Origin of the sequence: Janthinobacterium sp. SUN118 (assembly GCF_030397695.1) — a bacterium.
In the GTDB taxonomy this organism is placed as follows: Bacteria; Pseudomonadota; Gammaproteobacteria; order Burkholderiales; family Burkholderiaceae_D; genus Janthinobacterium.
In genome coordinates this window covers 3,287,855-3,313,001 of record NZ_JAPUBV010000001.1, presented here as the reverse complement: position 1 = coordinate 3,313,001, position 25,147 = coordinate 3,287,855, and the positions used below count along the sequence as shown (strand labels likewise).

Genomic DNA, 25,147 nt, shown 5'->3' with positions numbered 1-25,147 from the left:
GTGCTGCCGTGGCGCGATAGCTGAGCCTTATATTATAGACAGCATGCGCGATGCTGGCTATCGCCATCAAGCCGGACCGGAAGCGGCGCCCCATTCGGCGGCAAAGGTGGCGCGGAAATCCGTCAGCACGGCCAGGCGTCGTTCGGCCAGGGCGCGGCCCGCCGCCGTCTGCATCTTGCCGGGCAGCTTGTCCAGCTTGGTGACGATATGGTCGAGCGCATATGCCTTGTCGTCAAGTTCGCGATGCTGCGCCAGCGGGTCCGCGCCATGCGCCAGCGCGCTGTCCATGCGCGCCGCCGTATAGAACAGGCGCGCCAGCCCCACGGCGCCGAGTGCATCGATGCGGTCGGCATCCTGCACGATTTGCGCTTCGATGGTGTGCGGCGGCAGATTGGCGGAAAAGCTGTGCGTTTCGATGGCGTGGCCGACGGCAGCGAGTTTATCCGCCGGGAAACCGAGTTCCGCCAGCTGGCGGCACGCCAGCGCGGCCGCCTGGCGCGACGCCAGGTGGCGCTCGTGATGGTTTTTCGGCAGGTTGACCAGGTCGTGCAGATAGCAGGCGGCCAAGACCACGAGCGCATCGGCGTCGGCATGCTCCTGCAGCAGGAGTTCGGCATTGCGCCAGACGCGGTGCAGGTGGTTGATGTCGTGGGCGCTGTCGTCGCCGAGGCCGGCCGTGGCCAGCGCCAGCAGGCGCGGCTGCCATTGGGAAAGCAAGGTATGCATGGTTCAGACTTCTAAAAGACAAGGGAGGCAAAGGCCGCAGTGTGGCATAAAACGACGGGCCGGGCCGTGCCGGCGCCTGTGCCGGCGATCCGATGGGTGCCGCGCAGCGTGCCGTTTTTGCCACGTAATTTCCTCTTTGGCAATGAAGCCCGCCGCCAGACGCTCTTTTTTAGTGCATGTAAAATTTACATGGGGTAACATTGCCGCACGGAAATTAGAAGCATAAGCTAATTGCAGGAAAGTATTTGCAAAAACATATAAGTCGGAGCCATTCCTTGCGGATGGCTCTTGTCACGTCAACGGCATGCATGCAGCGTGCCGTGGCCTGCGCCCCCGGGCGATTTAACTAAAGGATTATCATGAGCACCACTTCCAGCGAATCTGGCGCGGCCGTTGCCAAGGCTGCCGAATACCTGGCTTTTACCCTGGGCCAGGAAGAGTACGGCATCGACATCCAGAAAGTCAGCGAAATCCGCAGCTATGAAACGCCGACGCGCATCGCCAACGCCCCCGAGTTCGTCAAGGGCGTGGTCAACCTGCGCGGCATCATCGTGCCGATCGTCGACATGCGCATCAAGTTCAACCTGGGCACGCCCAGCTACGACCAGTTCACCGTCGTCATCATCCTCAATATCGGCAACCGCGTGGTGGGCATGGTGGTCGACCGCGTCTCCGACGTCACCACCTTGCTGCCCGAACAGATCAAGCCGGCGCCGGACATGGGCCGTTCGATCAACACGGAATACGTGATCGGCCTCGGCACCATCGACGAGCGCATGCTGATTCTGGTCGATATCGACCAGCTGATGTCCAGCGCCGACATGGGTCTGATCGAGAAACTGGCCGCCTAGGCCACCAGGAAAAGTCCAGGACGGCGTTGCATTGCCCTCGACATGTCCTGACACCCCGGTGCCGGGAGGGTTTTTTGAGAAACAATTGACCCTAAGCATTGTTTGCTTTTTCTGCAAGGCGCACGCTAGCGCATTTCCTGGCGCACGGTTCAGCCGAACCGTGCGCCAGTTTCACTTTTTATGCCGATTCGCTATAGCGGCCAGCCAGCGCCCGCTCTTGAGCGGGATCGCCAGCCTGTTGCCACGCTGGCCTTGGGGCTTTTTAGGATAGTTACATGAATGTATTACGCAACGTCAGCATCGGTGTCCGGCTCGGACTCGGTTTTGCCGTGATTTTGCTGTTTTCCATGCTTATTACCGGCATCAGCGTGTGGCGCTTGCATGACGTGGCCACGGCCACGCGCACCATGATGGAGCAGCCGCTGGCCAAGGAACGTTATATTTCCGACTGGTATGGCCGCATCGACAGCGCCGTGCGCCGCACGATCGCCATCGCCCGCAGCAGCGACACCTCGCTCAGCGGCTATTTCGCCGAGGAATCGAAAGTCTCGTCGGCCAGCTCGGCCGAGCTGCAAAAGAAGATCGAGGCATTGATCGACAAGCCGGAGGAAAAGGCCATGTTCGCGGGCTTGCTGGAGCAGCGCAAGGTGTATATCGGTTCGCGCGACCAGGTCTACAAGCTGAAGGGCGAATCGCAGGTCGAGGCCGCCAACGATGTGTTTGAAAAAACCTTCGTGCCGGCCGCCGCCAAGTACCAGAAGATGGTGCTGGACTTGCTGGAGCACCAGCGCGCCAGCATCGACGCCACGGCGCGCGATATCGATGAAGTGGCCAAGACCAGCCGCAACCTGTTGCTGGTGCTGGCTGCCTTGGCGCTGGGCTTTGGCGTCGTGTGCGCCTGGTTGTTGACGATGGGTATCGTGCGCCCGCTGCGCACGGCCGTGGACGTGGCGCGCAAGGTGGCCGATGGCGACTTGACGGCGCAGATCGACGCCAGCGCCAAGGATGAAACCGGGCAACTGCTGCTGGCCCTGAAAGACATGAACACGAGCTTGCTGACCATCGTCAGCGAAGTGCGCAGCGGCACGGACAGCATCGCCACCTCGTCGACGCAAATTGCCGCCGGCAACCAGGACCTGTCGAGCCGCACGGAAGAGCAGGCCGGTTCGCTGGAAGAGACGGCCTCGTCGATGGAAGAGCTGACCAGCACCGTGAAGCAGAACGCGGACAATGCGCGCCAGGCGAATCAGTTGGCGGCGTCGGCGGCGCAGGTGGCCGTCAAGGGCGGCGAGGTGGTGGCGCAGGTGGTGGGCACGATGGAATCGATCAATGCCTCGTCGAACAAGATCGTCGACATCATTTCCGTCATCGACGGCATCGCTTTCCAGACGAATATCCTGGCCTTGAACGCGGCCGTGGAAGCGGCGCGCGCGGGCGAGCAGGGCCGCGGCTTTGCCGTCGTGGCGTCCGAAGTGCGCAACCTGGCCCAGCGTTCAGCCTCGGCGGCGAAAGAGATCAAGACCCTGATCGGCGCCTCGGTGGAGCAGGTCAACGCGGGCAGCATGCTGGTGGCGCAGGCCGGTTCGACCATGAACGACATCGTCGACAGCGTGCAGCGCGTGAGCGACATCATCACGGAAATCACGGCCGCCAGCAGCGAGCAAAGCGTGGGCATCGACGAGATCAACCGCGCCATCGGCCAGATGGATGCCGTGACACAGCAAAATGCAGCCTTGGTGGAGGAATCGGCGGCGGCCGCCGAATCGATGCAGCACCAGGCGCACAACCTGGCGCAAGTCGTCAGCGTGTTCAAGCTCAATGGCCAGCAAGCCATGGCCGGCGGTTTGCAGGGCGCCCGGCGCCCGGCGTCGCCGCCAGCCTTGCGCCTGGGCTAAGCGCATATTCAATATCAGGGGCAAGCGCAGCACTGCTTGCCCGCGGCAGTGGCTGCCGTGTTCGGCCTTTCCTTTGTACTCTTTTGTAGTCTGGTTCCGCTTTTTTAGGATATTCACATGAATTTGTTAAGAAACGTCAGTATTGGTGTGCGCCTCGGCCTGGGTTTTGCCGTGATTTTGCTGTTTTCCATGCTTATTACGGGCATCAGCGTGTGGCGCTTGCATGACGTGGCCACGGCCACGCGCAACATGATGGAGCAGCCGCTGGCCAAGGAACGCTATATTTCCGACTGGTACAGCAAGATCGACAGCGGCATCCGCCGCACCACGGCCATCGTGCGCAGCGCCGACACGTCGCTGGGAGCGTATTTCGCGGAAGAAGCGAAACAGTCGTCCGTCGTCTCGGGCGAACTGCAAAAGAAAATCGAAGCCCTGATTTCTGGTCCGCAAGAAACGGAACTGTTCCGCCAGGTCAGCGAACAGCGCAAGGTGTATCTGGATGCGCGCGAGCAAGTGTCGAAACTGAAGGCGGGCGGCCAGGAAGCCGAGGCGGAAAAGGCTTTTCAGGCCGTCTTCGTGCCGGGCTCGGCGAAGTACCAGAAAGTCATCATGAATATGCTGGAACACCAGCGCGCCAGCATCGACGCCACAGCGCGCGATATCGATGAAGTGGCCAAGACCAGCCGCAACCTGCTGCTGGTGCTGGCTGCCTTGGCGCTGGGCTTTGGCGTCGTGTGCGCCTGGTTGTTGACGATGGGCATCGTGCGCCCGCTGCGCACGGCCGTGGACGTGGCGCGCAAGGTGGCCGATGGCGACTTGACGGCGCAGATCGACGCCAGCGCCAAGGATGAAACCGGGCAACTGCTGCTGGCCCTGAAAGACATGAACACGAGCTTGCTGACCATCGTCAGCGAAGTGCGCAGCGGCACGGACAGCATCGCCACCTCGTCGACGCAAATTGCCGCCGGCAACCAGGACCTGTCGAGCCGCACGGAAGAGCAGGCCGGTTCGCTGGAAGAGACGGCCTCGTCGATGGAAGAGCTAACCAGCACCGTGAAGCAGAACGCGGACAATGCGCGCCAGGCGAATCAGTTGGCGGCGTCGGCGGCGCAGGTGGCCGTCAAGGGCGGCGAGGTGGTGGCGCAGGTGGTGGGCACGATGGAATCGATCAATGCCTCGTCGAACAAGATCGTCGACATCATTTCCGTGATCGACGGCATCGCTTTCCAGACGAATATCCTGGCCTTGAACGCGGCCGTGGAAGCGGCGCGCGCGGGCGAGCAGGGCCGCGGCTTTGCCGTCGTGGCGTCCGAAGTGCGCAACCTGGCGCAGCGTTCGGCCAGCGCCGCGAAAGAGATCAAGACCCTGATCGGCGCCTCGGTGGAGCAGGTCAACGCGGGCAGCATGCTGGTGGCGCAGGCCGGTTCGACCATGAACGACATCGTCGACAGCGTGCAGCGCGTGAGCGACATCATCACGGAAATCACGGCCGCCAGCAGCGAACAAAGCGTGGGCATCGACGAGATCAACCGCGCCATCGGCCAGATGGATGCCGTGACACAGCAAAATGCAGCCTTGGTGGAAGAATCGGCGGCCGCCGCCGAATCGATGCAGCACCAGGCGCACAACCTGGCGCAAGTCGTCAGCGTGTTCAAGCTCAATGGCCAGCAAGCCAGCGTCAGCGGCTTGAAGGGGATGAAGCGGCCGCTGGCGAAAGAGCCGAAGGAAGCCTTGCGGATCGGCCGCGCCGCTTAATCTGCCAACGGAGGAATAGCCTCCTCCTCCACCCAGCCGGCGATCGCCAGCTGCGACAGCCGGTCCGCCTCGCCATTGCGGTGGCGCGGAATCCAGCGCAACGTTACATCATTGAATTGTTCCAGCAGGGCCACGACGGTGGCCCGCTGCGTTTCCAGCCCCCTGGCGCCGACCGGCGTCGTCCCCAGCACGTCATTGATCACCACCTGGCTGTCGCCATACAGCAAGAGCTGGGGCGGGCGCACGCCGAGTGCCGCCTGCAGCACGGCCGTCAGGGCCGCATATTCCGCCTCGCTGCTATTGCCATGGCCGGCCGCCTGGCTCACTTCGATGCGTTCGCCATGCGGCCCCAGCAGCAGGGCGCCTATGCCCAGCTTGCCCGGGTTCGGGTGGGCCGAGCCATCGAACCAGCCGCGCCAGGCCGAAGCCGGCACCGCCTGCACGCGCCGCGCCGCCTGCGCCTGCTGGCGGTCGCTGATTTTTTGCGCCTTGCGCTGCGCTTCGGCGGCATGCGCCTGCAGCCGTGTCGCCAGCAGGGCGGCCAGACCCAAGGTGCCGGATGCCTGTTCAAGTATCCGCTGCAGCGCCGTGTCGTCCGCGATGCCTTCCAGCGCGGCCAGCCGGCGCGCCTGCGCCCGCTCGCTCTTGAACGCTGCTGTCAGCAATGTTTCCAGTTCCTGTTGCATGGGGCTTTCCCTCGTCGTCGTGCCGCGAATCTACGCGAGTGCGGCACAGACCGCAAGGCAGGCTGTCGCGTTTTTGCATGCCCGCTTGCACGCTATAACGCGGAGTGATATAGTCTGCGTTATCAACTCAAGGAGAAAAACATGACACAGCGCGTATTGATCATTGGTGCCGGCTTTGCCGGATTGTGGAGTGCCCTGGCGGCCGTGCGTCGCCTGAGGCTGGAAAATATGCCCGCCGGCGAGGTCGAAGTGGCGCTGGTGGCGCCGGAAGCCATGCTGACGATGCGCCCGCGCCTGTACGAACCGGCGCCCGCGAGCATGGTGGCGCCGTTACAGCAACTGTTCGACGACACGGGTGTGCGCTTCATCGCCGGCAAGGTCGAAGCCATCCGCAGCGACAGCGACGAAGTCGACATCGTGGCCGCCGATGGCAGCCGTTCGAGCGTGGCCTACGACCGCCTGGTGCTGGCGGCCGGCAGCAGCCTGTTCCGGCCGAATATCCCTGGCCTGCAAGAGTTTGCCTTCAGCACCGACCAGCGCGACGAAGCGGTGGCGCTCGATGCGCACCTGCACGCGCTGGCCGCCCGGCCCGCATCGGCCGCGCGCAATACCGTCGTCGTGGCCGGCGGCGGCTTCACGGGCATCGAGCTGGCGGCCGAACTGCCGTCGCGCCTGCGCGCCATCCTGGGCGCGGATGCCGATATCAAGGTGATCATTGTCGAGCGGGCATCCGATATCGGTCCCGACCTGGGGCCGGGACCGCGCCCCGTGATCGAACAGGCGCTGGCTGAGCTGGGCGTGGAATGCCGGCTTGGTTCGGCGGTCGCCGCCATCGACGCGGGCGGCTTGAGCACCGCCGATGGCGAGCGCATCGAGGCGCACACCGTGGTGTGGACGGCGGGCGTGCGGGCCAGCGCGCTGACGGCGCAGATTCCCGGCGAGAAAGATGCCGCGGGACGCCTGCGGGTGGCGCCTGACTTGCGCGTGCCTGGCGCCGGCAAGGTTTTTGCCACGGGCGACGCCGCCGTCGCCGCCACGGATGACGCAGGCAATCACACGCTGATGAGCTGCCAGCACGCCATGTTCCTTGGCCGCTCGTCGGGCGACAATGCCGTGGCAGACCTGCTGGGACTGGCGACGCGGCCCTACCGCCAGCCGTATTATGTGACTTGCCTGGACCTGGGGGCGTGGGGCGCGGTCGTGACGCAGGGCTGGGAGCGCAAGGTGTGGCTGACGGGCAGCGAGGGCAAGGCCATGAAGGTGACCATCAATGGCCGCGTGATCTATCCACCGGCCGACAGCGCCGCAGCGCTGGCCGCCGCCGATCCGGCGTTCGAACTGTCGCTGTAGTCGCGCCTTGCGGCAGCTAACGTGGAGTGATAAAGTCCCCGTTTTGCAACGGAGGAATGGCATCATGGCACATTATGGAAGCGGCACCGAGTATGGCTTGCATTGCCTGCTGTATCTGGCCCAGCCGCTTGCCGAGCCTGCCAGCAGCCGCGACCTGGCGGAGTTGCAGGGCATCTCCGTCTCCTTCCTGGCGAAAATCTTTCCCAAGCTGGAGAAGGCGGGCATCGTGACGGCGTCCGAAGGCATCCGTGGTGGCTACCAGCTGGCGCGCCCTGCGGGCGAGATCAGCGTGCTCGACGTGGTGGATGCCATCGAAGGGCCGAAACCGCTGTTCGATTGCCAGCAGATCCGCAGCCGCTGCACCTTGTACGCAGGCGAGCCGCCGGGCTGGATGACGAGCGGCGTGTGCGGCATCCATGCGCTGATGCTGCGCGCCGAGAAAAGCATGCGCGCCGAACTGGCCAAGACCAGCTTGCTGGACCTGGCGCAAGGTTTCGGCAGCGTGGCGCCGGCCGGCTTTGGCGCCGATGTGCAGGGCTGGTTCAGCGGCCGCGTGCAGGAACGCAGCGAGGCGCGCATCGCCGCCATTCGCGGACCGAAGACGCGCCGCGTCAAGGACGATGCGGCTTGACGCTCGTTTGACGTTGATCCTAAGGTTTCAACAGCACGGTATCGACCAGGCTGCCGAGCCAGCACAGCACCAGCACGCCCACGGCCACCGTCATGGCCGGGCCGTCGTTGGCGGACAGCGCATCGACTCTTTCCACGATCAGCTGCACGTCGAGGGGCAGGGCGCCGCTGTCGATCTGTGCCATGACCTGGTCCAAGCGTGCCATGATCTGGCGCAATACGAATGCCAGCGCGACCAGGGCAGGAACAAGGAACAGGCAGCCGCGCGCCTTGCGGCCGATGACGAAATGCCCGCTGCCGGGAAACACCAGGGCCGACAGCAGCAGGGCGAGATTACGCTTGGAAAGAGAAGAGCCGCTCATGCGCGCCTTTTGTAGGGGTAAGAGCGGCCCATCATACTATTGCCAGCCGAATTTGCGCAGGTACACGCGTTTCATGAACGTCGTCAGCAGGGTGTAGCAGACGAGAATGCCCAGCAGCCAGGGGAAGTAGCCCAGCGGCAAAGCCTGCAGCTTGAAATAGCTCGCCAGCGGTCCCATCGGCAGGAACACGCCCACGGCCATGATGGCCGTCGTCGCCACCAGCAGGGGCACGGACGCGATGCTGTCGATGAAGGGCAGTCTGGGCGTGCGGATCAGGTGCACGATCAGGGTTTGCGTCAGCAGGCCCACGACGAACCAGCCGGACTGGAACAGGGTCTGCTGTTCCGGGCTGTTCGCGCCAAACACATGCCACATCAGGATGAACGTGCTGATGTCGAAGATGGAGCTGATGGGGCCGAAGAACACCATGAAGCGGCCGATGTCGCGCGGGTTCCAGCTCAGCGGCTGCTGGATCAGTTCGGCGTCGACGTTGTCGAACGGGATGGCGATCTGCGACACGTCATACAGCAGGTTTTGCACCAGCAAGTGCAGCGGCAGCATCGGTAAAAATGGCAGGAAGGCGCTGGCCACCAGCACGGAAAACACATTGCCGAAGTTCGAGCTGGCCGTCATGCGTATGTATTTGAGCATGTTGCTGAAGGTGCGGCGGCCTTCCAGCACGCCTTCTTCCAGCACCATCAGGCTCTTTTCCAGCAGGATGATGTCGGCCGCTTCCTTGGCGATATCGACGGCCGAATCGACGGAAATACCGATGTCGGCCGCGCGCAGGGCCGGCGCATCGTTGATGCCGTCGCCCATGAAACCGACGATATGGCCATTGCCGCGCAGGGCGCGCACGAGGCGCTCCTTGTGCAGCGGGCTGAGCTTGGCAAACACGGTGTTGTCCTCGGCCGCCCTGGCCAGGGTGGCGTCATCCATGTCGTCGAGCTGCGGGCCTTGCAGCACGCCATGCACGGCCAGGCCCACTTCGCGGCAAATCTTCGCCGTCACCAGGTGGTTGTCTCCCGTCAAGACTTTTACCGTCACGCCGTGTTCCGCCAGCGCGCGCAGGGCGGGCGCCGTCGATTCCTTGGGTGGATCGAGGAAGGCGACGTAGCCGATCAGTGTCAGCGCCGTTTCATCGGCCACGCCATACACGGTTTTATGCGGCGGCACTTCCTTGACGGCCACGGCCACCACTCTTAAACCTTCCGCATTCAAGCCGTGCGTGGTCTCCAGCACCTTGGCCAGCAGGGCGGCGTCGAGGGGAATATTCACGCCGCCCAGGCGCAGATGGCTGCAGGCGGCGAGGATTTCCTCGACGGCGCCCTTGCAGATCAGCTCATGGTGGTCGTCGCGTTCGGAAACGACGACGGACATGCGGCGGCGCACGAAATCGAACGGGATTTCATCGACTTTGACATAGTCGCGGGCCAGCTGCATTTCCGTCTGCAGTTCAACATGGTCGAGCACGGCACGATCGAGCAGGTTTTTCAGGCCTGTCTGGTAGTGGCTGTTCAAATAGGCGAATTGCAGCACCTCGTCGGACGGCTGGCCGAAGACGTCCGTGTGGCGTTCGAGCACGATCTTGTCCTGCGTCAAGGTGCCCGTCTTGTCCGTGCACAGCACGTCCATGGCGCCGAAGTTCTGGATGGCGTCGAGGCGCTTGACGACGACTTTCTTTTTCGACAGTTTCACGGCGCCCTTGGCCAGGGTGCTGGTGACGATCATCGGCAGCATTTCCGGCGTCAGGCCCACGGCCACGGACAGGGCGAAGAGGAACGCTTCCATCCAGTCGCCCTTGGTCCAGCCGTTGATCAGGAACACGAGCGGCGCCATCACGAGGGCGAAGCGGATCAGCAGCCAGCTGACGCTGTTGACGCCGGCCTCGAAGGCCGTCGGCGTGCGCTCGGTGGCCGTCACGCGCGTGGCGATGGTGCCGAAATAGGTGCGGTTGCCGGTAGCCAAGACCAGCGCCGTGGCGGCGCCCGAGATCACATTCGTGCCCATGAACAGCAGGTTGGCCAGCTCCATCGGGTCGCGCCCCGCGCTGTCGGCCAGCTCGGCCATCTTTTCCACGGGCAGGGATTCGCCCGTCATGGCGGCCTGGCTGACGAACAGGTCTTTCGCGGAAAGCAAGCGGCAGTCGGCGGGGATCATGTCGCCGGCCGACAGCACGATGATGTCACCCTGCACCAGCTGGCGGATCGGCAGCTCGCCCTGCTGGCCATTGCGCAGCACGGTGGCCGTGTTGCTGACCATGGCTTTCAGGCGTTCGGCGGCGCGGTTCGAGCGGCCTTCCTGCACGAAGCGCAGCAGGGTCGACAGGATCACCATGGTGCCGATGACGATGGTCGCCTTCGGGTCTTCCGTCAGGTAGGAAACGATGGCCAGCACGGTCAGCAGCAGGTTGAACGGGTTCTTGTAGCACAGCCACAGGTGCTGGTACCAGGCCAGCGGTTTTTCATGCTCGACTTCGTTCGGCCCCGTTTGCGCGCCGATCACTTGCGCCTCTGCATCGCGCAAGCCTTCGGCCCGCGTATGCAGGCGGTTCAGGGCCGTCGCCAGGTCTTCGTGGGCGGCGGCCAGCAGCTGGCGCGCCAGGTGGTCGGGCACGGGGCGGGCCGTGCTGTTTTCCAGCGGCATGGCGCGGCGGCGGAAATGGCCGGCCGTGTGGCGCTTGCGCAGGAACGATTCGAATAAGCGGGTGAAGAGATTCATGGCTCTTCCTTTCACGACGAGGTGTTGACGGGCGGCGCAGCCGCAGGCAAGACTTGCGTGCCGCCAGCGCGCATGGCAAAGCATGGCGCTGGCGGGCAATCCGGGTCAGTAGCCGGTCGCGATCGGTAAGAGGGGGAGAGGCGCGCAGCCGGACTGGCTGCGAGAGACACCGCACCTTGCTCAGCAAGGCACGGAGGAAAGGAAGTTCCGCGTTGCTTGCTGTTTAGCTGCCGAGGCAATCACCGATACAAGATCGGCTACTGTCACTAGAACAAGTACCCACGTGGGACTCCGTAAATGAATAATGAGGGCATCTTATGGATGCGCTGCAAGGGTGTCAACTGAAGAAATCTTAGGTTTCCAAAGTGTAATGTGGCTGTGGCACGATGTTGCATGGCCTTCTACCGCGCGGCTTCAGGCCGCCTGCACCGCCATCGCCAGCGAGTCGGACAGGATCTGCCACAGGGCCGCGTGGCGCTGCTGCAGGGCGGCGCCGCCCGCGTAGATCAGCTCGACGTGCAGGCTGTCGACGATGCCCAGGTAGGCTTGCGCATACAGCTCGATGCGCGCGGCAGGCAATGCCGGCGCCAGGCGGCCCAGGCTGGCGACGTAATACTGGAGCAACTGCACCAGCAGCGCCTCGAAGCCGCTGCCGACCTGCACGCGCAAGGTGGCGGGCGGCAGGTAGGCCGTGCGCAGCAGGAAGCGCAGGTGGGCCGACTCCGCGTAGCGCTGCGCCATGCGGTCGCAATACAGGGCGCCGGCCAGCTGGCCGCCCGTGGCCGGCGTTAGCGGGCTCAGGTTTGCCTCGTCGTCGAAGCAGGCTTGCATGAACGCGTGTTCCTCTTCCAGCGCGTCGGCGAAGACATCGAGGAAGAGGGCGTCCTTGCCGGCGAAGTGCGAGTACAGCGAGGCCTTGCGCATGCCGGCCTGCTCGGCGATGTCGCTGAGGGACGAGGCATCGTAGCCATGTTCGGAAAAATGCCCAACGGCAACGGCACAGATTTTATCGGCGGAAGCCGAGCGTTTCTTGATCATCAGGGTTGTATTCGGTGAGGCGTCAGTGCGCCGCCAGGCCGGTGGCGCGTGCCGGATGGACGCGCGCAGTTGCCAGGGTCAGCCATGATACCAGCAGGCCGGCCACGGTCAAGAACAGCAGCCATGGCACGGGCCCCCATTCGGACAGGCTGGCCGCCAGCGGCGTCGCCAGCGACGACAAGCTCATCTGGATGGCTCCCAGCAGCGCGGCCGTGGAGCCGAGCGCCCGCTGCTGCGAGCCCATGGCCATGGCCATCAGCGCCGCTTCCGCGATGCCCAGGCCGAACAGGGCCACGAACATGCCGGGCACGACGGCTGCGATGCCGAAGCCGGCCCAGGCGCCCAGCAGGGCCAGTCCCGCGCCGCCCAGCATGGCGGCGCTGCCGGCCACGCCGAGGCGCGCCATGCCGTGGCGGCCCACGAGGCGGCCGCTGGCCATCGCGCCCAGCAGCACGGCCACGCCCGTGGCGCCGAAGACGAGGCCGAAGCTGCCGGCGGACAGGCCGAAATCGCGCTGGTAGACGAGCGACGCGCCGCCGATGTACGCAAAGAGGAAGAAGAAGCTGGCGGACAGGGCCAGCGCGGGCAGCAGGAAGGCGCGGTCCAGCGCGATGCGCGCATACGTGCGGTGCATGCCGCGCGGCGCGATGCGCCTGGCCGGCGGCAGGGTTTCCGGCAGGAACAGCGTGCTATTGAGCAGGGTTACGGCGCCCAGGGCGGCCAGGGCCAGCATCACCGCGCGCCAGCCGTAATGCGCGTCGAGCAAGCCGCCGACGGCCGGCGCCAGCACGGGCGCCAGGCCGACGATGGTCATCAGGAGGGCAAACAGTTGCGCCGCTTTGACGCCGTCGGCGACGTCGCGCACCATGCTCATCACCACCACCAGGGTCAGCGCGGCGCCCAGGCCCTGCAGCGTCCGCGCCAGCAGCAGGGTGGACAGCTGCTCCGCCTGCGACGCCCACACGGCCGCCACGATGTAGACGGCAATGCCCGCCAGCAGTGGACGGCGCCGGCCCAGCATGTCCGTCAGGGGGCCGCACAGCAGCTGGCCGCCGCCCAGCGCCAGCAGGAAGACGGTTAGGCTCAGCTGCACGTTCGCATACGAGGTGTGCAGTTCGCGCGCCATGGCCGGCATCGAGGCCAGGTACATGTCGATGCCGGCCGGGCCGAGGATGGCCACCAGGGCCAGCGAGGCCGCCAGCCCGAGACTGGCGGCGGGGAGGGGGGATTGCTGCTGCATTGTTCTTCCTTTGTATCGTCAAAAAAGCGCGGCATGGACGCCGCTGCCATTTTTATTGTACACTTACTGCCTACCGGTAGGTAGCCTTCATTTTTACACACTATGAAAAGGATGAGATGATGATGAGAACGGAAGCCAAGGCAGGCGCCCCCGCGGCGCGGGGAGAGATGGCATGATGGAATTCGGCATTATGCTCAGCGGTATCGCGGCGGCGCTGCTGTTCGCGGCGTGGAGTTCGCACCGCGCCCGCTGCGAGCGGCGCGACGTCGTGTGCCTGACCATCGTGGCCGGCGCCATGGCCGTGCCGGGCGCGGCCTTGCTGGCCCTGTAACGATCAGGCTGGCGACAATAAAAAAACGGCAGACCATCGGTCTGCCGTTCTGTTTTAATGCCCCTGGCTTTCGCCAGTCAGTAGGTCGGATTAGCGTGCCAGCGCGTAATCCGACAACAGCGTTGACAAAGCCGGTGGCGAGCTTGGATTACGTTCCGCTAATCCAGGCTACACAGCCATGTTCATGCGTGCATGAAAAAAGGCAGGCCGAATGGCCTGCCTTCTTGTCGCCGACAGGCCCGCGAAAGCGGGCGCCTGGCGTTTATTCCTCTTCGTAGGAACTGATGGGCGCGCAGCCGCAGAACAGGTTGCGGTCGCCATACACGTTGTCGGCGCGGCCGACCGGCGGCCAGTATTTGCGCTGGCGCAAGGACGCGACCGGGTAGGCGGCGATTTCACGGCTGTACTTGCGTTCCCAGTTGTCCGACATCAACACCTGTGCCGTGTGCGGCGCGTTTCTCAGCGGGTTGTCGTCGTGGTCGAATTCACCGCTGGCGACCTTGGCGATTTCCGCGCGGATGGCGATCATGGCGTCGATGAAACGGTCGATCTCCACCTTCGATTCGCTTTCCGTCGGCTCGATCATCAGGGTGCCCGGTACGGGGAAGCTCATGGTCGGCGCATGGAAGCCGAAGTCCATCAGGCGCTTGGCCACGTCTTCGTTGCTGATGCCGGTGGCGTCCGTGATCGGGCGCAGGTCCAGGATGCACTCGTGCGCGACCAGGCCGTCGTGGCCCGAGTACAGCACAGGGTAGTGCGGCGCCAGGCGGCGCGCGATGTAGTTCGCCGCCAGGATCGCCGTCTCGGTGGCGGCCGTCAAGCCTTCCGCGCCCATCATGGCGATGTACATCCACGAAATCGGCAGGATGCTGGCCGAGCCGAATGGCGCGGCGCTGACGGCGCCGATGCCGGCAGCGTCGCGCTGGTAGCCCGAGGAACGCTGGTTCGGCAGGAATTTCGCCAGGTGGGCGCCGACGCCGATCGGGCCGACGCCTGGTCCGCCGCCGCCGTGCGGGATGCAGAAGGTCTTGTGCAGGTTCAGGTGCGAGACGTCACCGCCGAACGAGCCAGGAGCGGCCACGCCGACCAGCGCGTTCATGTTGGCGCCGTCGATGTAGACCTGGCCGCCGTGCGAGTGGATGATCTCGCACAGTTCCTGGATGCCTTCCTCGAACACGCCGTGGGTGGACGGGTAGGTGACCATCACGCAGGCCAGGTTGGCGCTGTGCTTTTCCGCCTTCGCCTTCAGGTCGGCCAGGTCCACGTTGCCGTTGGCGTCGCAGCTGGTGACGACCACCTGCATGCCGACCATATTGGCCGACGCCGGGTTGGTGCCGTGCGCCGACGACGGGATCAGGCAGATGTTGCGGTGACCTTCGCCGCGCGATTCATGGTAGGCCTTGATCACCAGCAGGCCCGCGTATTCGCCCTGCGAGCCGGCGTTCGGCTGCAGCGAGACGGCGGCGTAGCCCGTCAAGGCGCACAGCATCTCTTCCAGCTGCGAGATCATTTCGCGGTAGCCCACGGTTTGCGCATCCGGCGCGAACGGGTGAATGTTGGAAAATTCGGGCCAGGTGACGGGTATCATTTCCGACGTCGCATTCAGCTTCATGGTGCACGAGCCGAGCGGGATCATGGTGCGGTCCAGCGCCAGGTCCTTGTCGGCCAGGCTGCGCAGGTAGCGCAGCATCTCGTGTTCCGAGTGGTAGCTGTTGAAGACGGGGTGGGTCAGGTAGGCGCTCTCGCGCGCCAGCTGCGCCGGCAGGGCGCTGGTGACGGCCGCTTCGACGGCGTCCAGGTCCGGGGCGGCAGGCGCGTTGGCGACGCCGTCGGCGAAGACCGTCCACAGCAGCGCGATATCGGCGCGCGTGGTGGTTTCGTCCAGCGACAGGCCGACGTGGGTGGCGTCGACCTTGCGCAGGTTGACGCCGTGCTTCAGTGCCGTCGCGTGCAGTTTTTCCGCATCGGCGACGTTGACGGTCAGGGTGTCGAAGTAGCTGGCGTTGGCGATGCCGTAGCCCAGGGTCTTCAGGTTGGCCGCCAGCACGCCCGTAAAGCGGTGCACGCGCTGGGCGATCTGCAGCAGGCCGGCAGGGCCGTGGTAGACGGCGTACATCGAGGCCATCACGGCCAGCAGCACTTGCGCCGTGCAGATGTTGGAGGTGGCTTTTTCGCGGCGGATATGCTGTTCGCGCGTTTGCAGGGCCAGGCGGTAGGCCTTGTTGCCTTGCGCATCGACGGTCACGCCCACCAGGCGGCCCGACATATTGCGCTTGAATTCATCGCGCGTGGACAGGTAGCCCGCGTGCGGGCCGCCGAAACCGAGCGGCACGCCGAAGCGCTGGCTGTTGCCGACGACGACGTCGGCGCCCCATTCGCCCGGTGGCGTGAGCATGGTCAGGGCCAGCAGGTCGGCCGCGACGATGACCATGGCACCGTTCGCATGCAGTTTTTCCACGCCGGCGCGGTAGTCGCGCACGACGCCGTTGACGCCCGGGTATTGCAGCAGCACGCCGAAGCAGCCGTCGAGCGACTCGATCTCCGCCGGGTCGAAGGTGCGCACCTCGATGCCGATCGGCTGGGCGCGCGTCTGCACCACTTCCAGCGTTTGCGGCAGCACGTCATTGGCGACGTACAGCACGTTCGATTTCGACTTGCCCACGCGCTGGATCAGGGTCATCGCCTCGGCGGCGGCCGTGCCTTCGTCCAGCATCGAGGCATTCGCGATGCCCATGCCGGTGAGGTCGGTGATCACTTGCTGGAAGTTCAAAATGGCTTCCAGGCGGCCTTGCGAAATCTCCGGCTGGTAAGGCGTGTACGCCGTGTACCAGGCCGGGTTTTCGAAGATGTTGCGCAAAACGACACCGGGCGTGAAGGTATTGTAATACCCTTGGCCTATCAGGGATTTGAGCACCTGGTTCTTGCCGGCGATGGCTTTCAGGCGCGACAGCGCTTCCTGTTCCGGCATCGGCTGCGAGTACGCGCCCAGGGGCAGCGCGCCCTTGTTGCGGATGTTGGCCGGCACCAGGGCGTCGATCAGCGCGGCGCGCGATGGATAGCCGAGGGTCGCCAGCATGGCTTGCTGTTCGGTAGGGGAGGGGCCGATGTGGCGGGCGATGAAGGCATCGCGTGCTTCGAGTTGGGTCAGGCTGGTGCGGGTCATGATATAGAGGCCAAAAAAGACTGAAAAACCGGGATGCGGCGCGCGGGCGCAGCGCAGAAAAAATGCAAACGGGCCGCAAACGCGGCCCGTGTATCAAACGCGATTACGCGCCGGTGGTGGCGCCATAGGCGGCAGCGTCAAGCAAGCCGTCCAGGGCCGACACGTCGGCTGGCTTGATCTTGAACAGCCAGTTGGCGTAAGCGTCGGCGTTGATCGATTCAGGTGAATTGACCACGGCGTCGTTGACGGCCACGACTTCGCCGGCGATCGGCGCGTAGATGTCGCTCGCTGCCTTGACCGATTCCACCACGGCGGCGTCGTCGCCGGCGCCGTAGGTGTTGCCCACGGTTGGCAGTTCGACGAAGACGATGTCGCCCAGTGCATCCTGCGCGTATTCGGTGATGCCGACGGTGATCGTGCCGTCGCCTTCAAGGCGTACCCATTCGTGGGATGCGGTGTACTTCAGGTCTGCAGGAATGTTCATGTGTGGCTCCAGATGGTAAGTGTTCGTTATTGATTATGGTTGTACGGTCTTGCGGGCGGCTCTATAAAACCTTACGCAGCCAGGATTTTACCGTTACGCACGAAAGGCAGCTTGACGACGGAAGCGGCCAGCCGCTTGCCGCGGATTTCCACGTGCACGGTGTCGCCCACCTTCACGCCGTTCGGCACGCGCGCCAGGGCGATCGCTTCCTGCATGGTCGGGCTGAAGGTGCCGCTGGTGATTTCGCCCGTGGCGCTGCTGCCGGCGATGATGACTTTCTGGTGGGCGCGCAGCACGCCGCCTTTTTCGCGCAGGATCAGTCCGACGAATTGCGCGTTCTGGCCTTGGGCCAGCAGGGCGGCCTTGCCGATGAAGTCGCGCTCGCTGACCAGGTCGATGGTCCACGCCAGGCCCGCGTCGAGCGGGTTGACGCTTTCATCCATGTCCTGGCCGTACAGGTTCATGCCCGCTTCCAGACGCAGGGTGTCGCGTGCGCCCAGGCCGGCCGGCTTGACGCCTGCTGCCGCCAGGGCGTTCCACAGCGCTTCCACCTGGGTGGCGGCGACGCCGATCTCGAAGCCGTCTTCGCCCGTGTAGCCGGTGCGCGCCAGCATGACTTCGCCGAACGCCGTGTCCTTGACGATGACGACATTGAATGGCTTGATGGCGTCGGACGCGGCTTGCGTTTCCGGCAGCACTTGCCATACCTTGGCGCGCGCGTTCGGGCCTTGCACGGCCACCAGGGCCATGGGGGCATTGCCGTCGCGGCGCTCGGTGATCGTCAGGCCGCTGTTGGTGGCCGTATTTTGCTGCTGCATCCAGGCCACGTCTTTTTCAGCCGTGCCCGCGTTGACGACGAGGCGGAACCAGTTTTCGTTGAAGAAGTAGACGATCAAGTCATCGATGACGGTGCCTTCGGCATTCAGCATGCACGAATACAGCGCCTTGCCCGATACTTGCAGTTTGTCAACGTTGTTGGCGAGCAAGCCGCGCAGGAAGGCGCGCACGTTCGGGCCCTCGATGTCGACCACGCACATATGCGACACGTCGAACATGCCGGCGTCGCCGCGCACGGCGTGGTGCTCTTCGATTTGCGAGCCGTAGTTGACGGGCATGTCCCAGCCGCCGAAATCGACCATGCGGGCGCCGAGGGCACGGTGGGCGTTATTGAGTGGGGTCGCTTTGAGCGTCATTGAATCCTCGGGACGAAGGTAAAGGGGAAGTTAACAGAACACACAAAGCCAAACACGGCTTGTCGGCGTGATCACTGACCCCCCTGTCCTTTGTACCTGAGAGATTACGGGGGCTTGCCCCGTGCGCCCCTTCGGTGGACCGCCGGCATGTGCCGCGGTCGCTCTCCAGAGTTGAGCTAAAACATGTCGCCAAAGCAACAGCTTCAGTCCGCCTGATCGGTCCTTTTGCCTGAGAGTTTTTGGGTAGTGCCCCTTCGGCGGCAACGCTGGTTTGCCCTCTCCCGATCAAGTGTGAGGAATATATGCCAGCAGGGTCTTTCTGTCAATCTGAAAAGACGTTGTTCCGGCGCCGCCAAGGCGCTTGTTTGCGGGGCTGGCGGCAGGCCGGGCGGGCGCAAAAGGGCGCCCGCCCGCGCGCGAATGCGCTATCATGAAAGCCTGGCTTTCTTGCGGGTGCCTGCCATGAACACTACACAAAGCGAGACGCAAAACAACACCGAGCAGCACGGGTATTTCACCCTCTCCGGCGACGTCAACAGCGATATGGTGCGGCGCGTCTTCAATGCCGTGGCCGATATCACGGAAGACAAGCTCACCACCGCGCACATCCTGATCCAGTCGAACGGCGGCTATGTCAGCGACGGCATCTGCCTGTACAACTACCTCAGCAAGTTGCCGCTCGACATCATCACCTACAATGCGGGCGCCGTGGCATCGATTGCCGTGACCCTGTTCCTGGCGGGGCGCCAGCGCCATGCCAGCGACACGGCCCGCTTCATGGTGCACAAGTCGCACGCGACGGCGTCGCCCGGTTCGCGGCCCGACGCGCTCAGCATCATCGTCGAGGGCTTGCGCGCCGATGACATGCGCACCGAGCGCATCCTGCGCAACCACGTCAGCCTGACGGAAGAGCAGTGGCAGGTGCACGCATATTCCGACCTGCACCTGACGGCCGACCAGGCGCTGGACGTGGGCATGATCGCCTCGATCCGCGACTTCACGCCGCCGAAGGGCAAGCGCCTGACGAATATCTGAGCGGTCCGGTGCCTGCGCCGGTGATGGCGGCGGGAGTTATTTCCGTGTGGGAATTTTGTAATGGAATGTAATTCTTCGCCGCAGTGCATCAAAAGGCGCGCTGAACCGGGCCGTGTCATGGCATAGTGCACGTTGATCATGAATAAGCGCAGGCACGATGACTTGGTGGAACGGGATTTCTTTTGCGGCCGACATGTCCCTGATGGGGCCGGCCGGTGCGGCCATCGCCCTGTGGCTGCTGGTGTCGCGCCAGTGGAAGCTGGTGCTCAGCTGGAGCTTGTGGTACGGCGGCGGTCTGGCCCTGGTGGTGCTGTCGAAGCTGGCCTTCATGAGCTGGGGCGTGGGCAGCAGCGCGCTCGACTTCACGGGTTTCAGCGGCCACGCCATGCGCGCCGGCGCCGTGTTTCCCGTCTTGCTGTATGTCCTGTTGCAGCGGGCCGACCCGCGCTGGCGCCATGCGGGTGTCGCTTGCGGCGTGGCGTTTGCCGTGCTGGTGGCCATTTCGCGCGTGGTGGTGCATGCGCACAGCGTGTCGGAAGCCGTCAGCGGCTGCGTGCTGGGCCTGGCGGTGGCGCTGGGCTTCATGTGGAGCGCCCGCGGCGCCGTCAACATCGCCGTCAGCCATGCGCTGGCGCTGGCTTGCCTGGTGCTGATGATCGCCCTCAGCTTCAAGGCGGAACCGATGCCGACCGAGCAGTGGCTGCAAAAACTGGCCATGGCCTTGTCCGGCCATGAGCGCGTTTTTTCGCGCGCGGACTGGAAACTGGCGCAAGATGGCCGTCCCGCCCCGTGATGCGCAGGCTGGGACTGCTGTTTTTTGGCCAGAAAAGCATCAGGAAATGGTATGATGAACCACTTTTCAGCCGTGCGTGACCGGACTGCCATCGCCGCAATGGCGGTCACGGTGGCCGTGGTGACCATAAAACTGAATACGAACCGGGTTCACCCATAAATCAACCGCCAGCATAGGCCAGGAACTCTAAAACACGTGCGTCTCTCTTCCATCAAGTTGTCGGGATTTAAGTCTTTCGTCGATCCCACCAATTTCCAGGTGCCAGGCCAGCTGGTGGGCGTGGTCGGGCCGAATGGCTGCGGCAAGTCGAACATCATCGACGCCGTGCGCTGGGTGCTGGGCGAATCGAAAGCGTCCGAATTGCGCGGCGAGTCGATGCAGGACGTCATTTTCAACGGTTCCACCCACCGCAAGCCGGCCGGGCGCGCCTCCGTCGAACTGGTGTTCGACAATAACGATGGCAAGGCGTCGGGCCAGTGGGGCCAGTATGCCGAGATCGCCGTCAAGCGCACCTTGACGCGCGACGGCACCTCCACCTATTACATCAACGGCCAGCCCGTGCGCCGGCGCGACATCCAGGACATCTTCCTCGGCACGGGCCTCGGCCCGCGCGCCTACGCCATCATCGGCCAGGGCATGATTTCGCGCATCATCGAATCGCGCCCCGAGGAGTTGCGCGTCTTCCTGGAAGAGGCGGCCGGTGTTTCCAAGTACAAGGAACGCCGCCGCGAGACGGAAAACCGCTTGCAGGACACGCGCGAAAACTTGCTGCGCGTGGAAGATATCTTGCGCGAACTCAATGCCAACCTGGAAAAGCTCGAAGCGCAGGCGGCCGTGGCCACGCGTTTCCACGCCTTGCAGGCGGACCAGGAAGAAAAGCAGAAGCTGCTCTGGCTGCTGCGCAAGAACGAGGCGCAAAACGAGCAGACGCGCTATTTCCGCGAAGTGGAACAGGCGCAGACGGACCTGGAAGAGCAGACGGCCAAGCTACGCAACGTCGAGCTGACCCTGGAGCAGATGCGCCAGGCGCACTTTGCCGTGGGCGACCGTTTGCACACGGCGCAAGGCCATCTGTACCAGACGAATGCGGAAATCGGCAGCCTGGAAGCGCAGATCAAGTTCGTCATCGAATCGCGCGCGCGCCTGCAGGCGCAGCTGGCCACCCTGACGGCCCAGCGCGACCAGTGGACGCAGCAGGGCGGCGAGTACCAGGAACAGATCGAAGAGGCGGAATTCCACCTCGAAGAGCTGGCCGCGAAGGTGGAACAGTCGCAAATGATGGCCGAGCAGAAAGGCGAGCAATTGCCCGAGCTCGATGCCGCCTGGCGCGCCGCGCAAAACAAGAGCACGGAATCGCGGGCCAGGATCATGCAGGCCCAGCAGCAGCTGGAACTGGAATCGGCGCACCAGCGCAACGCCTCGAACATCCTGGCCAGCCTGTTGACGCGCCGCGAGCGCCTGCAGCAGGAAAAGAACAGCCTGAGCCTGCCCGACAGCAGCCACCTGGAAAACCTGAAGCTGCAGCTGGAAGAAAAGCAGCAGGCGCTGGAGGAGCAGGGATTCTACCTGGAAGAGGCGCTGGAGCAGCAGCCCAAGCTCGAGCAGGAACGCGCCGAGGCGCAAACGCAGGTCAATGCAGAAACAGCCGCCAACGCCCAGCTGGAAGCGCGCCTTTCCGCTTTGAAACAATTGCAGGAACGCGTACAGACCCAGGGCAAGGTCCAGCCATGGCTGAAAAAGCACGAGCTCGACACCTTGCCGCGCCTGTGGCAAAAGCTGCAGATCGAGGCGGGCTGGGAAGCGGCCATGGAATCGATTTTGCGCGAGCGCACGTCGGCCCTGCAACTGTCGAATATCGACTGGGCCAAGGCCTTCTTTGCTGACGCGCCGCCGGCCAAGCTGGCCCTGTACGCGCCGTCGACGGTGGCGCCGCTGCCGGTGGCGGAAATCGCCGGCCTGAAACCGTTCCTGAACTTGCTGAAACTTAACGATCCGGGCTTGCGCGGCCTGCTGCAGGACTGGCTGTACAACGCCTATGCCGTGGAAGACGCGGCCGAGGCACTGGCCGAGCGCGGCAAATTGCCGCCGGGCGGCTATTTCGTCACGCGCGCCGGCCATGTCGTCACGGCCACCAGCGTGCGCTTCTATGCGGCCGATTCGGAGCAGGAAGGCATGCTGGGCCGCCAGCAGGAAATCGAGAATATCGGTAAACAATTACGCGCGCAGCAATTGCTGGCCGAAGAGGCGCGCGCCCGTTCCGTAAGGGCCGACGCGGCCGTGGCAGCCTTGACGCGCAACCTGTCGGACTTGCGCTTGCGCATACAGCAGCTGACGTCTTCCGTGCATACGCTGCAACTGGACGTGGTGAAACTGTCCGAAGTGGAAGCGCGTTTCAACCAGCGCAGCACGCAGATCGGCGCGGACCTGGCCGAGATCGCCGCGCAGGAAGCGGAACAGATGCAGACCAAGCTGGAATCGGAAGAGAAATTCGAACAGCTGGACATGGAACTGGGCAACTTGCAGGAAGCGCACGAAGACGGCCACACGGACTTCCTGCAGAAGGAGCAGCGCCTGGCCGAGGCGCGCGAAGCCTTGCGCGACCTGGAACGGGCCGCCAAGGATACGGAATACGCGGAAAAAGCCCACCGCGCGAAGATCGAGGAATTGCGCCGCAACATCGCCACGGCCAGTACGCAGGCGCAGCAGGTGACGGACAGCCTGCAGGCGGGCCAGCAGGAATTGGCCAGCCTGGAAAGCGGCGCGGCCGCCGACGGCTTGCAGGATTTGCTCGAACGCCGCACGACGCAGGAGCGGGCGCTGGCCGATGCGCGCCATGAACTGGACCAGATCACGCAGCAGCTGCGCCTGTCCGAAGATGCGCGCACGCAGTCGGAACGCAGCTTGCAGCCGCAGCGCGACAAGATCATGGAAATGCAGCTCAAGGAACAGGCCGCGCGCCTGAACCAGGAGCAGTTTGCCCAGCAACTGCTGGAGTCGGGCGCCGACGAGGCCGCCCTGACGGAAAAGTTGCACCCGGACATGCGCCCATCGTATTTGCAGGGCGAAGTGACGCGGCTGACGAATGCCATCACGTCGCTGGGCGCCGTCAACCTGGCCGCGCTCGACGAGCTGGCGCAGGCGTCCGAGCGCAAGAATTTCCTCGATGCCCAGAATGCCGACCTGACGGAAGCGATCAACACGCTGGAAGACGCGATCCACAAGATCGACAAGGAAACGCGCGACCTGTTGCAAGACACGTTCGACAAGGTCAATCACCACTTTTCCGAGCTGTTCCCGATTCTGTTTGGCGGCGGCCAGGCGAAACTGACCATGACGGGCGACGAGATTCTCGATTCCGGTGTACAAGTCATGGCACAGCCGCCTGGCAAGAAAAATGCCACCATCCACCTGTTGTCGGGTGGAGAGAAAGCGCTGACCGCGACCGCATTGGTGTTTTCCATGTTCCGCCTGAATCCGGCGCCGTTCTGCCTGCTCGACGAAGTCGATGCACCGCTGGACGATTCGAACACGGAACGCTTCTGCCGCATGGTCAAGCGCATGTCCGACCAGACCCAATTCCTTTTCATTTCGCATAACAAGATTGCGATGGAAATGGCCCATCAATTGATCGGTGTGACGATGCAGGAGCAGGGCGTATCGCGCATCGTGGCGGTGGACATGGAGTCCGCCGCAAATTTTGCTACCGAGGCACAAGCAGCATGACAGACCTTCAAATTACCTTGTTCGGCGCCGGCGGCGTCTTTATCGTCGGCGTTTTCTCGTACAATAAATGGCAGGAATACAAGGCCAAGAAAAGCGTGGAGCGGGCTTTTTCCACCGACCATGACGACGTGCTGATGCGCGATGGCGAGGCTCCCGCCGTGGACGCCCAGGAACCGGTGCTGCGCCAGGAACCGCGCTTCGATGCGGCCCCGTCCGCCAAGGCCGAGCCGTCGTTCGGCGCGCCGCCGCCGGCCGCCGTGCCCGACGCGCCCGTGCATGCGGAACCGTCGCTGGGCGACGCGCCGGCCGCGCCGGCTCCTGTGGCCGCGCCACCCGCGCCGCCCGTGCAGGAAGTGAGCGCGGCCAGCGAACAGGCCACCAGCCTGGTCGACCCGCTGATCGACTGCCTGCTGCCCTTGTCGCTGGAAGCGCCTGTGCGCGGCGACAAGATCCTGCCCGTACTGCAAACCTTGCGCCTGGTGGGCAACAAGCCCGTGCATTTCATCGGCTTGCACGTGAATGGCGACTGGGAACCGATCACGCATGGCGGTGTCTACACCAAGATGCAGGGCGGCGTGCAGCTGGCCAGCCGCAGCACGGCCTTGAACGAACTCGAATACTCGGAACTGGTCACGCGCCTGCGCGGCGTGGCTGACGACATCGGCGCCGAGCCGGAAGTGCCCGACATGATGGAAGTGATGGCCGAAGCGCGCAATCTGCACCGCTTCGTTGCCGGCCACGATGCCCAGTTGGGCGTGAACCTGCACACCAACGGCGCGCCGTGGGCCATTTCCACCTTGTTGCTTGCGCTGGAGAAACAAGGCTTCGACGTGCGTCCCGATGGCCGCTTCGTCATGCCCGACGGCGATGGCGGTTTCCTGTTCTCGCTGTCGACCAACGTCACCCTGGCCGAGGAAACCACGCCCCGCTTGACCCTGCTGCTGGACGTGCCCTGCGTGGCGCCCGCGCGCGACGGCTTCGGCGCCATGATCGCCTGCGCCCGCGCGCTGGTGGGCCGCCTGGATGCGACCATCGTCGACGATTACAACCAGGCCCTGTCCGATGCGGCGCTGGCCGAGATCGCCGGCCAGGTACAGGAGTTTTACCAGGAAATGGAGGCGGCCGACATTCCCGCCGGTTCCACCCGCGCCATGCGTTTATTTAGCTGAAG

General features: G+C 64.2%; 19 protein-coding genes and 2 riboswitches. Of the genes, 10 read left to right on the top strand and 9 right to left on the bottom strand.

The window, feature by feature from the left end; all coding sequences use genetic code 11:
• Window positions 1-66 precede the first annotated feature (66 nt).
• Window positions 67-726, bottom strand: coding sequence for an HD domain-containing protein (locus O0880_RS14925; RefSeq protein WP_289887159.1), 660 nt, complete (start codon window positions 724-726; stop codon window positions 67-69).
• A gap of 359 nt (window positions 727-1,085) precedes the next feature.
• Here O0880_RS14925 and O0880_RS14920 point away from each other — a divergent pair, with 359 nt between their 5' ends.
• The 3 genes from O0880_RS14920 to O0880_RS14910 all read left to right on the top strand — a co-directional run bounded on the left by O0880_RS14920 (window position 1,086) and on the right by O0880_RS14910 (window position 5,227).
• Entirely contained in the window at window positions 1,086-1,577 is a 492-nt protein-coding gene (locus O0880_RS14920) for a chemotaxis protein CheW (RefSeq protein WP_071324046.1), read from the top strand.
• Between the two features lie 275 nt (window positions 1,578-1,852).
• Window positions 1,853-3,472 (top strand): methyl-accepting chemotaxis protein, encoded by a 1,620-nt coding sequence (locus O0880_RS14915; RefSeq protein WP_071324045.1) that lies wholly within the window; start codon window positions 1,853-1,855, stop codon window positions 3,470-3,472.
• 117 nt (window positions 3,473-3,589) lie between these two features.
• Window positions 3,590-5,227 carry a methyl-accepting chemotaxis protein gene (locus O0880_RS14910; protein ID WP_071324044.1) on the top strand — a complete coding sequence of 546 codons (1,638 nt, stop codon included), beginning with the start codon at window positions 3,590-3,592 and terminating at the stop codon, window positions 5,225-5,227.
• On the opposite strand, the gene O0880_RS14905 is transcribed toward O0880_RS14910, so the two are convergent.
• A complete protein-coding gene (locus O0880_RS14905; protein WP_289887158.1) occupies window positions 5,224-5,913 on the bottom strand; it encodes a ribonuclease HI family protein in 690 nt (229 codons plus the stop codon). The two genes, O0880_RS14910 and O0880_RS14905, sit on opposite strands and share 4 nt — an antisense overlap.
• Before the next feature lie 141 nt (window positions 5,914-6,054).
• On the opposite strand from O0880_RS14905, the gene O0880_RS14900 reads away from it, so the two are divergent.
• Together O0880_RS14900 and O0880_RS14895 are read left to right on the top strand one after the other, a co-directional pair.
• Window positions 6,055-7,263: an FAD-dependent oxidoreductase gene (locus tag O0880_RS14900; protein WP_289887157.1), complete on the top strand. Its 1,209-nt coding sequence runs from the start codon at window positions 6,055-6,057 to the stop codon at window positions 7,261-7,263.
• A 64-nt stretch (window positions 7,264-7,327) separates the two neighbouring features.
• Window positions 7,328-7,894, top strand: a complete 567-nt coding sequence (locus tag O0880_RS14895; RefSeq protein WP_071324041.1) for an Rrf2 family transcriptional regulator — start codon at window positions 7,328-7,330, stop codon at window positions 7,892-7,894.
• A 19-nt stretch (window positions 7,895-7,913) separates the two neighbouring features.
• Here the strand turns inward: O0880_RS14895 and O0880_RS14890 are convergent, their stop codons facing one another.
• The 4 genes from O0880_RS14890 to O0880_RS14875 form a co-directional block, all read right to left on the bottom strand.
• Window positions 7,914-8,255, bottom strand: a complete 342-nt coding sequence (locus tag O0880_RS14890; RefSeq protein ID WP_071324040.1) for a DUF6677 family protein — start codon at window positions 8,253-8,255, stop codon at window positions 7,914-7,916.
• A gap of 36 nt (window positions 8,256-8,291) precedes the next feature.
• Window positions 8,292-10,976: a magnesium-translocating P-type ATPase gene (mgtA, locus tag O0880_RS14885; protein WP_289887155.1), complete on the bottom strand. Its 2,685-nt coding sequence runs from the start codon at window positions 10,974-10,976 to the stop codon at window positions 8,292-8,294.
• A 414-nt stretch (window positions 10,977-11,390) separates the two neighbouring features.
• On the bottom strand, window positions 11,391-12,014 hold the full coding sequence (locus O0880_RS14880; RefSeq protein WP_289887154.1) for a TetR/AcrR family transcriptional regulator: 624 nt from the start codon (window positions 12,012-12,014) through the stop codon (window positions 11,391-11,393).
• A gap of 22 nt (window positions 12,015-12,036) precedes the next feature.
• A complete protein-coding gene (locus tag O0880_RS14875) occupies window positions 12,037-13,254 on the bottom strand; it encodes a Bcr/CflA family efflux MFS transporter (protein WP_289887153.1) in 1,218 nt (405 codons plus the stop codon).
• A gap of 190 nt (window positions 13,255-13,444) precedes the next feature.
• Here O0880_RS14875 and O0880_RS14870 point away from each other — a divergent pair, with 190 nt between their 5' ends.
• Window positions 13,445-13,585, top strand: a complete 141-nt coding sequence (locus O0880_RS14870; protein ID WP_156894868.1) for a hypothetical protein — start codon at window positions 13,445-13,447, stop codon at window positions 13,583-13,585.
• Window positions 13,586-13,847: 262 nt separating this feature from the next.
• Here O0880_RS14870 and gcvP read toward each other — a convergent pair whose 3' ends face one another.
• The 3 genes from gcvP to gcvT all read right to left on the bottom strand — a co-directional run bounded on the left by gcvP (window position 13,848) and on the right by gcvT (window position 18,425).
• Window positions 13,848-16,748, bottom strand: a complete 2,901-nt coding sequence (gene gcvP, locus O0880_RS14865) for an aminomethyl-transferring glycine dehydrogenase (protein ID WP_071324037.1) — start codon at window positions 16,746-16,748, stop codon at window positions 13,848-13,850.
• A gap of 103 nt (window positions 16,749-16,851) precedes the next feature.
• Window positions 16,852-17,232: a glycine cleavage system protein GcvH gene (gene gcvH, locus O0880_RS14860; protein WP_071324036.1), complete on the bottom strand. Its 381-nt coding sequence runs from the start codon at window positions 17,230-17,232 to the stop codon at window positions 16,852-16,854.
• Window positions 17,233-17,303: 71 nt separating this feature from the next.
• Window positions 17,304-18,425 (bottom strand): glycine cleavage system aminomethyltransferase GcvT, encoded by a 1,122-nt coding sequence (gene gcvT, locus O0880_RS14855; protein ID WP_289887152.1) that lies wholly within the window; start codon window positions 18,423-18,425, stop codon window positions 17,304-17,306.
• 73 nt (window positions 18,426-18,498) lie between these two features.
• A riboswitch (glycine riboswitch) is annotated at window positions 18,499-18,604 on the bottom strand.
• A gap of 28 nt (window positions 18,605-18,632) precedes the next feature.
• Window positions 18,633-18,719: riboswitch (glycine riboswitch) on the bottom strand.
• Between the two features lie 168 nt (window positions 18,720-18,887).
• On the opposite strand from gcvT, the gene O0880_RS14850 reads away from it, so the two are divergent.
• The 4 genes from O0880_RS14850 (at window position 18,888) to O0880_RS14835 (ending at window position 25,145) form a co-directional block, all read left to right on the top strand.
• The gene (locus O0880_RS14850) at window positions 18,888-19,460 is read left to right on the top strand and encodes an ATP-dependent Clp protease proteolytic subunit (RefSeq protein ID WP_071324034.1); all 573 of its coding nucleotides are present in this window, start codon (window positions 18,888-18,890) and stop codon (window positions 19,458-19,460) included.
• Window positions 19,461-19,617: 157 nt separating this feature from the next.
• Window positions 19,618-20,253: a phosphatase PAP2 family protein gene (locus tag O0880_RS14845; RefSeq protein ID WP_289887151.1), complete on the top strand. Its 636-nt coding sequence runs from the start codon at window positions 19,618-19,620 to the stop codon at window positions 20,251-20,253.
• Between the two features lie 195 nt (window positions 20,254-20,448).
• The gene (gene smc / locus O0880_RS14840) at window positions 20,449-23,976 is read left to right on the top strand and encodes a chromosome segregation protein SMC (RefSeq protein ID WP_289887150.1); all 3,528 of its coding nucleotides are present in this window, start codon (window positions 20,449-20,451) and stop codon (window positions 23,974-23,976) included.
• Window positions 23,973-25,145, top strand: a complete 1,173-nt coding sequence (locus O0880_RS14835; RefSeq protein WP_289887149.1) for a cell division protein ZipA C-terminal FtsZ-binding domain-containing protein — start codon at window positions 23,973-23,975, stop codon at window positions 25,143-25,145. The genes smc and O0880_RS14835 overlap by 4 nt, the downstream gene beginning before the upstream one ends.
• Window positions 25,146-25,147: the final 2 nt, after the last annotated feature.

What these genes read in the sequence shown, in the direction of transcription:
- O0880_RS14925 (WP_289887159.1), bottom strand. Translation starts at nt 726, where the DNA reads ATGCATACCTTGCTTTCCCAATGGCAGCCGCGCCTGCTGGCGCTGGCC.
- O0880_RS14920 (WP_071324046.1), top strand. Translation starts at nt 1,086, where the DNA reads ATGAGCACCACTTCCAGCGAATCTGGCGCGGCCGTTGCCAAGGCTGCC.
- O0880_RS14915 (WP_071324045.1), top strand. Translation starts at nt 1,853, where the DNA reads ATGAATGTATTACGCAACGTCAGCATCGGTGTCCGGCTCGGACTCGGT.
- O0880_RS14910 (WP_071324044.1), top strand. Translation starts at nt 3,590, where the DNA reads ATGAATTTGTTAAGAAACGTCAGTATTGGTGTGCGCCTCGGCCTGGGT.
- O0880_RS14905 (WP_289887158.1), bottom strand. Translation starts at nt 5,913, where the DNA reads ATGCAACAGGAACTGGAAACATTGCTGACAGCAGCGTTCAAGAGCGAG.
- O0880_RS14900 (WP_289887157.1), top strand. Translation starts at nt 6,055, where the DNA reads ATGACACAGCGCGTATTGATCATTGGTGCCGGCTTTGCCGGATTGTGG.
- O0880_RS14895 (WP_071324041.1), top strand. Translation starts at nt 7,328, where the DNA reads ATGGCACATTATGGAAGCGGCACCGAGTATGGCTTGCATTGCCTGCTG.
- O0880_RS14890 (WP_071324040.1), bottom strand. Translation starts at nt 8,255, where the DNA reads ATGAGCGGCTCTTCTCTTTCCAAGCGTAATCTCGCCCTGCTGCTGTCG.
- mgtA (WP_289887155.1), bottom strand. Translation starts at nt 10,976, where the DNA reads ATGAATCTCTTCACCCGCTTATTCGAATCGTTCCTGCGCAAGCGCCAC.
- O0880_RS14880 (WP_289887154.1), bottom strand. Translation starts at nt 12,014, where the DNA reads ATGATCAAGAAACGCTCGGCTTCCGCCGATAAAATCTGTGCCGTTGCC.
- O0880_RS14875 (WP_289887153.1), bottom strand. Translation starts at nt 13,254, where the DNA reads ATGCAGCAGCAATCCCCCCTCCCCGCCGCCAGTCTCGGGCTGGCGGCC.
- O0880_RS14870 (WP_156894868.1), top strand. Translation starts at nt 13,445, where the DNA reads ATGCTCAGCGGTATCGCGGCGGCGCTGCTGTTCGCGGCGTGGAGTTCG.
- gcvP (WP_071324037.1), bottom strand. Translation starts at nt 16,748, where the DNA reads ATGACCCGCACCAGCCTGACCCAACTCGAAGCACGCGATGCCTTCATC.
- gcvH (WP_071324036.1), bottom strand. Translation starts at nt 17,232, where the DNA reads ATGAACATTCCTGCAGACCTGAAGTACACCGCATCCCACGAATGGGTA.
- gcvT (WP_289887152.1), bottom strand. Translation starts at nt 18,425, where the DNA reads ATGACGCTCAAAGCGACCCCACTCAATAACGCCCACCGTGCCCTCGGC.
- O0880_RS14850 (WP_071324034.1), top strand. Translation starts at nt 18,888, where the DNA reads ATGAACACTACACAAAGCGAGACGCAAAACAACACCGAGCAGCACGGG.
- O0880_RS14845 (WP_289887151.1), top strand. Translation starts at nt 19,618, where the DNA reads ATGACTTGGTGGAACGGGATTTCTTTTGCGGCCGACATGTCCCTGATG.
- O0880_RS14835 (WP_289887149.1), top strand. Translation starts at nt 23,973, where the DNA reads ATGACAGACCTTCAAATTACCTTGTTCGGCGCCGGCGGCGTCTTTATC.